The organism is Priestia sp. KCTC 13724, from assembly GCF_056820425.1.
Map to the genome: position 1 here is coordinate 1 of NZ_JBXDLD010000172.1, position 8,339 is coordinate 8,339.

Consider the following 8,339-nt stretch of genomic DNA (forward strand, 5'->3'; position numbering starts at 1 on the left):
AAATTCAGTTAGCTGGCCGTTCGTCGTGCGTACCGTGAAGGTGCGCTATTTTTTATATTTCGGGCTTACAGTAATGTTATTTTAAGTTCAGTCTAACCCACATTTATAATCAAAAACCCCTTTCCTCTCTTTAAGAGAAAAGGGGTTCTTTCAATTACTGTTTATGTGATGCTTCATAATCATATACTATACAAAACAATACTATAAGGACTATTACACTTCCATATTGAAGAAGCTTTGATATACTATCTAAAAAACCTGCAAGAACATTAGTAAAAGTAACCACTATAAGAAGTGTATTTAATAATGTCATAATAAAAAAAGATACATAATACCGTTTTTTCAGGCAACCAAATATAGTCCAAAATCCTAGACAAATAATGATAGTATATATGGGGTTTTTAAGGATGTTAGGAATTATCTTCTCTCCAAAAACAAAATTATTTAGGGATTTGAGTTGCAACATCTATATTCTCCTTATAATTTTTAATGTTTTCTCTTTCCTTTTCCATAGTTTTTATAAGCCTTTCTACCGCCTTTATAAGCAGCTTTCCCGAAAGTATATGCATCTGCGATGAGTCCTGCACCTCCAAAAAATTTCCCTCCTACCTTAAGGCCGACTAGTCTAGCTGATTTATATACATATTTTTTATTATATATTGGTTTACTACTACGTATATATCCCGAATAACCTCTATGATAGCCGGTACCGAATCCTACTGAAGAAGCTAAAACTTTTCCAACGTTAATATAATCTTTTACGAGCGCTTTTGTTCCAGCTTTTGCACCGGCCTTAGTTGCATACCATATTCTTCTCCACTTTTTACTCTTCTCCCCATCTGGATCCGTGAACATTACTGGATTGTTATCAGCATAAACATATCCATTTTGTGTAATTGGATTTTCTTTATCACCAAGAACAGGATCTAATGTCAAAAATCTTCCAATTTCAGGGTTGTAATAGCGTTGTTGTAGATAGTATAGCTTAGTTTCAGTATCATAACGGTATCCTGCATATCTAAATGGTACCTGTGAAGCAAATGCACCCGTTTCCTTTATAATATTTCCCCAAGAATCGTAATCAAAAGAAGCTACAACACTACCTTGTTCATCAGTAACTTTTGTGACATCACCACGGGCGTTAGTATGGAATGTGTAAACTTTACCGTCTTTATTCATAGTTAGAGGACTATTATTAGTATCATAAACATATGATACTAGTACTTTTCCTGTTTGATCCGTTTCTAATACAACATTATTATTTTCATCATACGTATAATATACAGTGGTTGACCCAACCGTTTTACTAATACGTAGTCCATCAGAGTTATATTGATACTTTGCAATTGAATTAGATCCCTCTTTAGTCTCAATGAGTCGATCTTCCGCATCATAAACGTATGTTCTTTTACCATCACTTGTTAAATTTCCATTTTTATCATTTGTAATAGCTGTTCCATTAATTTTTACAAGTTGGTTTGCTGTATTGTAAGAATACGTATCTGTATTAACTGTCGAGCCTTTTGTAACTTTTTTCGTAAGACGATTACCTACAGCATCATACGTATATTCGTAGATATCCCCATTCGGCAGAACCTCTTTGGTTAACTGACCACTTTTATCATAAGTAAACTTGGCTGTTCCATCAGTTGTTTTTTCTGTTAGACGATTTCCTTTGGCATCATAGGTATAATCGAAAGACTCAATGGAATTACCACTCGCATCAGTGGTTAATACATGCGAAAGTTGGCCTGCCCCATCATAGTCATGTAGCGTAAACGTTCCATTTTTATTTTTCTGACTTGCTAATTGATCATTTTCTGTGAATGTAAATGATGTATCCATATTTCCACTAGTAATACGTGTAACTTGATCATTTTTATCTACTGTACGATTAACTGTATTGGTAGTAGATCCAGATGAAAAAATACTAGTGATAAGATTGCCATTCTTATCGTAGTTGTACGTATTTCTTCTACCGGTTGAATCTGTTTTTTCTTTTAACTTACTATCCGCATCGTATACATAGTTAGTAGTTACACCAGTTAAAACATCTTTTTCACTTGTAATGTTTCCATTTGCATCATACGTATATTCATAACGTTTTACTCCATTGTATAAGGTAGCTGTTTTACGATTCACATTATTGTACGTGCTTTCAACTATACTTCCATTTGGAGATGTTGTTTTAAGCAAATTACCTAGAAGGTCATAATCATACGTAATACTTGCTCCAAGGGCATCCTTTAATGAAGTTATATTATTTCGTTCATCATAGGTAGAAATTGTCTTGTTACCACTTGCATTAATAGTAGCCGTATGATTTCCTGCTTTATCGTATTCATAGGTAGTTGTTTTGCCATTTTCGTCCGTAACTTCTGTAAGTTGATCATTTGCATCATATTTATAGGCACGAGTATCATTTGCAACTGTTTCTCCCGTTACATTACCGACCTCATCATAAGACTTCCAAACTGTATTTCCATTAGCATCAGTTTGGTTTATAACATTATTACCGCCTACATCATAACTATATTTTGTACGAATAGAACCAAGCTGAGCTTTTGCAGCGTCAAACCACGCTGTACCGGTTTGATCTTTATACTGGTAATAAACAGTTAATGATTTAAAATCTTTTGTAGTAGCAAAGCGTAAAGAATTATGTTGCCAATCATGTGATTTACTCTTATCAAAATCTCCATTTATCCACTGAGTTGTACCATCTGTGTAATTAACGGCTACATCCATTTGATATACACCCGCAGATTTAGTTGGTGAATCAGCTTTTGAGTAACCAGATACTGTAACCTCTTGTCCTGATTTACCACTCACATTTAGCTCTTGGCGAACAAATTTATCTACTCCACGTTTACCTGTCAATTTAATAGATTGGTTGCCTGAATAGGCTGTTGTTTTATCAAGACCATCGGCTGTTGTCAAAGTACCTGGAAAATACCAATTATCAGGTACTCCATCATTATTGGAATCAATTTCAAAGTTGCCATTATCAATTAAATTAAAGGCTCCATAATATTCTTCTTCTATCTGAAGTCCATCGAAATAGAAATCTCCAGCGCCTTGGTTAACATATGCTTTCAAAGTCATACGTGTTGTAGTAGCCGGTAGATCTCCTGGGTTAATAACAAAATGAATACGTTCAACATTACTTGTTCCCGAAAGTACCGGACTACTCACAGTGTCCGTCATCTTCCCTGTAGAATCTCCACCAGTAATTGTTAACTTTGCGTTAGATTTTGCATTTATTGTTTTCAAATAACCACTTACGACATATTTTTTCTGAGGGTTATATGAAATAGCATCACTTTCTACAGCTACAGTTGTTGATGGATTTGAAATTTTCAACTGCTTAGATCCTAAGTTAGCATTTTGAACGGATGCTCCATTACTATCATAAGTAAAAGTACCTGAACCTATTTTCTTCCACCCATCAGGCCAATTGTCATTATTCGAATCCTGTTCAAAACTGCCGTTAAAGAGAAGGTTGTCCCCAATACTTACTGAAGTTGTATCTTCTATGAGATTTCCCTTGCTGTCATATTTAGCAGCTGATGATTTAGTTGCTGCATCAGTAGAAGCAGTGTTATTATCTTGGTCATCATATTGTTCTGATGATACATTACCTTTTGCATCTTGATATTGTGTTTCATTGTTATTTTCATCGTATGAAAATTTCTCTTGTTCATTTAAGGGATTCGAGAAGGTTAATACATTTCCCTTACTATCATACGTATAATCAGTAGCTGCATTGCTACCACTTTTATTTGCATTTTCATCTTTTTCCTGAATTAAATTATTTTGGTTATCATAATTATAAGTCTTTGTATAATTAAGTCCACCTACATCTTCAACGGACTTAATTACATTTCCGTATGCATTATGAGTATAGTCCGTTTTAACGCCTCTTGAATCAGTTACTGTAGTCACACTAGTAGTTGTATTATAGGAAAGTGTAAAATAATCGTTTTTTACGGATCCTTGAACAGTAACAGGCATCTCTTGCTTTACAAGTCGATTGTCAGTGTCATAATTCATTGTCATCTTTTTGCCTCTTTCGTCTGTATAAGAGGTCATTTGATGACTACTGCTATACCCATATGAAATGGTGAATACGTTACTACCTAATTTATCGACCTTAGAAAACCCTGTTAAATTACCATTAGTGTCGTAGGTGTATTTATATTTTCTGTTTGATGGATCTGAAATAGAACTTACTTTTCCATTTGTTCCATAATCAATGTCTAACTCCCTACCAGAAGAATCTACAACTGTGATTAATCGCCCACCACTATATGTGTAGGTAGTCTTATTGCTATTTGAATCTGTTTCAGCTATCATATTTCCCTTTGAATCAAAGGTAATATACGATTGATCTTTGTCTGTAAGCTTAAATGTGCCATCTGAATTTTTTTCTAATTGCAGATAAACGCCTCCTGGTGAGTCGTACCCTCCAGAAGAATTCTTAGCAAAGTAATGTTCTGTACCATCTTCGTCACGATATAAAATTAAGTCATCTGTATTAAATGTCAGGCTTTGATCTAAATTAGAACTCCAACCATAACCAAAAATTCCAGATGAGGTTGATCGGCTATTATACGTTCGATTTACAGTTAAAGGTAAGCCGCGCCCTTCAATATTAATATCTGTTTCTTGATTGAAGAAGTTACCATTATACGTATTTACATTTGATTCAGCTGTCGTCCAATAGCTCTCTACTCCGATTGGATCAATTGTATAAGCAACCGTTAACTTTGGTTTTTTAGATGTATCCGTCGAATAATCGCTTGAACGGAACATTTTACGATCGGCTGTTTCATCTGTATTTTTTAACATAATACCGTAGTTAGCTTTTTTACCACTATACCAATCCTTTACGAGATTAGTAGTGTAAAAAGTATAATCTCCGTCGGTAGAAACGTTTTGATTAGATATTACAGCATCAATAGTTGGTTGATTGCTCCAATTAACACTATTAGAGCTCCAAGATTTCGTAATTGGATACATACTAACATTTGCTTGTTTTTCAAAACCACTTGTATTTGAATGTGAACTTACTGTTACTTTAGCTGAAGTTATTTTAGCCCCACTTAATAAGTTTTTCAAATTAAATTTAACTAATGAACGTGTTGTTCCATAATAAACTTGTTTACCTGTAATTAAAGAAGGGTCTGTATAATAATTGCTGTTAGGGTACGTAGATGAAATAAATGTATCAGCTGTATTTCCATCTTGTACATCAACAGTTGGATCAATAACAACAGGGTATTTACGTTCTGAAGAGTTCAGCCACTTTTCATCAGCTGTTACATCTACATAAGTTTTACCCTTTTCTTCACGAAGTTCCATTGATACATCATGAGAAATAACCTCTGCAGAATCGTACATGAAAGGCTTTGAAAGAGTATAAAACGTCTTGCCTTTTTTATCTTCAAAAATAATATTGCCATCTTTATCTTTTTTTGCTATTAGATTCTTTAATTTAAACTCATATGTGAATTTATTTTTCTCTGTATTCTTATTAAGGATAAGTGCTTCTTTCACAGCATTATTATCCACTTGGAAATTTAAATCTGTATCTTGGAAAACTCCAGGATACGTCATACTATTGTCTTTCGCTATCCCTTGAACTTTATTAGCACCAACAATCCCGAATGAAAGTTGTTGATCTTTTAACTTAATTCTAAGAGTACGGTTATCTTTATTCTTTTTTGAGAATTTTACTTTAAATCGATTTGATTTATTTTCCAAAGAAAGGTCTTGATCATCAGATTCTGATTTTCCATTAACAATTGTATTATTAATATCTTCCCATTCATTTCCCTGTTTATAATGAATTGGTTCCGTATATTCCTCATATATATATTGGTTCTTTTCATTATCTAGGTAAGTCTTTGAGTTTTCAGTCCTTAATTGAGGTAGTTCTTCTAATTCTTGTGTATTTTTAATCGGTTCTTCATTTTCTTTCTTTGTTTCTGCGTGTACATTTAAGATAGGAAGAACGGTAATAAACAAAGTGAAAGCTATCGACCACACTATAGATTTAAATAGTTTTCCTTTTATACTACTTTTGATAAGCAATAATAAAACCTCCACTTAATCTAGGAAAATTTTTGCTACTTCTCCTGCTTTGATTGAAACTGGATATACTTTTGAATTTACTTCAATGGTATAAGTTCCTGGATTTAAGTTTGTTACCTCAAAATCTCCACTCCCATCGGTATATACCTGATAGGTCTTGGCCCCATTAATTTCTATTAATTGATGGTCCGAATTAGGTAAACTACCATAAAGATGACCCGTAGTGGGAGAAAGCTTCCATTGTAAGTCTGGTGGAGAAGCATAGTTTGAAAACGGTGAATTTGAACTGTAGCTAGAAATTTTGCTTAATGAATTGTAAAACTCATCATTCGCAATATCATCTTTATTGGTAACAGCATAACTATAAAGACTTGTTCCACCTAATGTATTTCCAGACAAAGAAGGTGATTCTGCTTTTTGAATTTGAGCCATACTATCCCCAATGGAATTTAGATAATTCCCTACTCCGGATAAAGTCATTCTTTTCCCTTGATTGTTCTTCTCCCATTCAATCCAGTTTTCATAAGAAGTTTTTTGAGTTGAGTCATATTCCCTAAAATAATTCATAGGTACTGCCAAATCGATTGATCCTTCTTCTAGCCAACTTCTCCAATCTTGTAATGCATCATTCATTGTTGAAGAACTATTCCATTCGTCCATTGTTCTCGGACCATTTCCCCAGGCAATGGTTGCAGCAGAAACAGTGACAGAAGGTTTTATACTTTGGACAGATACGTAAACTTTTCGAACCATGTTATTAACTTGTTCTCGGCGCCATTGTTTCCATAGAGCATCATTTGGTTGAGGTAAACCTGATTTTCCATACGCTTTATTAAAACGTTGAACACTTATATCGTTATAACCCCACTCTTGCCCCATATACCTTATAAGATCCATTTGAACGCCATCTACGTCATAGTTTTTTACTACATTCGTGATGACATCTCTTGTAAAATTCACAGCTCCAGGATGTCCAGGATCTATTACGTATTCAGAGCCATTTTGATAACTTCCTGTATAGGTCTTACTTAGCCAGTTCTCTTCACTAGGTTGACTCATACCGTGTGCATTAAATATATGTTTTGGATCCTTAGGTGGTGTTGATTTATTCCATATTGGTGTCATAGCAAACCATGCATGTACTTGGATTCTAGGATGAGCTGCATGAGCCTTTTGAATTAAATCTTCCAATGGATCATAGTTGCTTTGTAAGGTTGAATCTTCAGTCTTTGGCTCTAAAGATTTACTGTAAAAAGCATCTCCACGTCGTCTTACTTGAAGAAAAACAGTATTGATATTGCCTTTTTGCGCATCTTTTATTAGTTGGTCTACCTGATCAGGTGTTTTTGCACCGTCGTGAAACATATCTACCCAAAGTGCTCGATATTCTTTTTTTGAGTCATTAGGAACAGAGTATGTAATAGTCAACTTAGGTTTTAAATCTGCTGAAGTGTAGTCATTTGAATAAAAGATTTTAGTTGCTTGGGTCTCATCACGAAATTGAACACTAATCCCATTATTAGCAGTACCGTTATACCAGCTTTTAACTTGATTTGTCATATAAAATTCATACCAAGACGGTTTTTGCACTGTTGCATTAGATACACTGCTTCCTACTGCAGGCTTATTGCTCCAATTAAGTGCAGAAGCATTCCAAGATCCTGTCACTGGTCTGACATCTACCACGGCCTGAGTTGTCGTGTTGTAATACTGGTAAAGACTAAGTTTTGCTGAAGTTACAGTTGCGCCCTCAGGAAGGTTAGGCAGTTTAAACTTTAGAAATGAGCGCGTAGTACCAAAATTTTCGTGCTTTCCCTGAACTAAATATTTACTAGAAGAATAATTAGTAGATGGATACTGACTACTAATAAATGAATCTTCTAAATCTTGATCAGTGCTCGTCCACGTTTCAGTTTTAGTTGTTGTATCTGCCCTTGCTTCTAAAGGGTTAGATACTAAAACGAAAATTAGACATAAAAAGAGATAACACAATAAAGAATTAAATGTAGGAGTTCGTAGACTCATATCTTTGCCCTCTTATTTCATTTTTTGCTTAGGTAATAGTGTGGAAGGATTGTTTTTACAATAAAGAAATATTAAAGGGGATTTTTTGTAATTTCTTTCATAACAAATCGCTGATTAAGTTTTTTAAATCTAAATAATAATATAAAATTTCACGAGTGTTGATTATCCAAAATTAGACAGACTTATCCCTTGGAATGTGACGTAGTTTTTCAAAAAAG

Annotated in this window: 2 protein-coding genes; both read right to left on the reverse strand. The window is 34.1% G+C overall.

The features are described from left to right. Positions 1–486 precede the first annotated feature (486 nt). On the reverse strand, positions 487–6,096 hold the full coding sequence (locus AC1UFB_RS19785) for a DNRLRE domain-containing protein (RefSeq protein WP_482589880.1): 5,610 nt from the start codon (positions 6,094–6,096) through the stop codon (positions 487–489). 15 nt (positions 6,097–6,111) lie between these two features. Beyond that, a complete protein-coding gene (locus tag AC1UFB_RS19790) occupies positions 6,112–8,121 on the reverse strand; it encodes a family 10 glycosylhydrolase (protein ID WP_482589882.1) in 2,010 nt (669 codons plus the stop codon). Positions 8,122–8,339: the final 218 nt, after the last annotated feature.